Raw genomic sequence first — 1,322 nt, 5'->3', positions numbered from 1 at the left:
AATGTCGGCGGGTCTACTAAAATAAAAACCTATACTGAACGTCTCTCTCCTTATGGTGAATTAGAGATTGTCTGGGTCTAACCAATAAAGCAGTGTAAATGAAAGTACAGGCGTGGCGGGGGCGCCCCTCTTTCAAATTTTCCCATTTCAAATTTTATCAACTGTTTATCACATTAGATTGTGAGGGTCTTCTATGTGCAAAAAATACGAATTAACCAGTGAAATCAAAAAAATCAAACATGCTCTTACTCGAAATATTATTAACCTTTATCGCATTAAAGCTTTAAAAGATTTCGATGATGTACAGGCGGGTGCTTTAGGCGGTTTTATCGAAAAGGAAGTTAACCTATCCCATGATGGTAATTGCTGGGTCTATGATGAGGCTTGTGTCTATGGTCATGCAAGAGTGTATGATGATGCAAAAATACGGCATTATTCGNCATCTCATTTAAAAATTTAAATCTCTATAAAGGAATTGTGCTCATGCAAAAGAAGTTTGCACTCACAAATGAAACGCGTGTATTTGGTAATCATACCCTTTATCGCATTAAAGCATTAAAAGACTTTTCTGATATCAAAGCAGGTACTTTAGGTGGCTTTATTGAAAAGGAAAGCAACCTCTCTCATGATGGGAATTGCTGGGTGTATGATGAGGCTTGTGTCTATGGTCATGCAAGAGTGTATGATGATGCAAAAATACGGCATTTTTCTCAAGTCTGTGGTCAAGTTTATGGCAATGCTGAAGTCTATGGAAAAGCTTTTATCTCTCAATATGCTAAAGTTTATGACCATGCTTTTGTCTATGGCAATATTTATGGTAATGCTCATGTGAATGATAGTGCCCGCGTTCTTGCTGATGCTCATATTTATGATCATGCGCATGTTTCTTATGATGCTACGGTTTTTAGTTATGCACGCGTTTATGGTCATGCCAAGGTTTCTGGCTCTGCTTGCATTTATAGCCATGCAAAAGTTTATAATTATGCTGTTATTAATGGTCGTGCTAAAATTTATGGCAAGGTTTATGGCAATGCTTGTGTGAGTGGCTCTTGTGAGATTTATGGCTCTGTTTATGGCAATGCTAAAATCTCATATTGTGCAACGATCTGGGGGCGTGTTTATGGCAATGCAAAAATCAATAAAAAAAGCAAAGTAAGGTTGGTTCCAAAAAAATGTGAGGTTTATGAAAGGGATAATGTTGTCAATATAACTGATAAAACAGAATAAAAAGAGACATGGGGACGTGCATTCTTTATGGTTATAAACGCATATAAAATGCATTGCTATAAACATATCATAAAAGAGAGAGTAAAATAAAAAAA

At 36.3% G+C, this 1,322-nt stretch carries 1 protein-coding gene and 1 pseudogene; both read left to right on the top strand.

Translation table 11 applies throughout. The features are described from left to right. Positions 1-193: 193 nt before the first annotated feature. A pseudogene (locus ACFIK4_RS05525) lies at positions 194-436 on the top strand (hypothetical protein); the annotation flags it as partial. A gap of 47 nt (positions 437-483) precedes the next feature. After that, positions 484-1,227 carry a hypothetical protein gene (locus ACFIK4_RS05520; protein WP_375675363.1) on the top strand — a complete coding sequence of 248 codons (744 nt, stop codon included), beginning with the start codon at positions 484-486 and terminating at the stop codon, positions 1,225-1,227. Positions 1,228-1,322: the final 95 nt, after the last annotated feature.

The sequence above is a fragment of the Bartonella sp. AP9QHHD genome (assembly GCF_042195625.1).
Taxonomy (GTDB): Bacteria; Pseudomonadota; Alphaproteobacteria; order Rhizobiales; family Rhizobiaceae; genus Bartonella.
The sequence above is the reverse complement of the archived record's forward strand: the minus strand, read 5'-3'. Positions and strand labels throughout refer to the sequence as shown.